This window comes from Streptomyces sp. GQ60 (assembly GCF_059758875.1).
The window spans coordinates 1-307 of record NZ_JCAXEG010000070.1 but is presented as its reverse complement, the minus strand read 5'-3'; the positions used below and the strand labels follow the sequence as shown (position 1 = coordinate 307).

Genomic DNA, 307 nt, shown 5'->3' with positions numbered 1-307 from the left:
ATCTCCGGTAACCCTCCGGCCGAGCGCGGCGAGGACGGTGCGGATGACGTCCTCGGCGCGTTCGCAGGTGGGGTAGATGCCTTCGGAGCGAACACGTTCCAGCATCTGGTCGAACGTCATGACCGGCTGGTGCGGATTCGCTCGAAGCTGGTCGTACATGGTGCGGATGCCTTTCTCGTCGTGGTTCAGATGGGTGCGTGAAGCGTTGTTCAGGTGGGCTGGGGTGGCCGAAGAGGAGGTCGTAGCCGGGCGGGAGCTGGAGGAGGATCTCCTGGACCAGGAGGTCTCCGGCCGCCGCCGCGACGGT

1 pseudogene is annotated in these 307 nt (G+C 65.8%); it reads right to left on the bottom strand.

Annotated elements, in window-relative coordinates:
* Positions 1–214 precede the first annotated feature (214 nt).
* Positions 215–307: pseudogene (locus AC6CKD_RS38005) on the bottom strand (DUF2267 domain-containing protein); the annotation flags it as partial.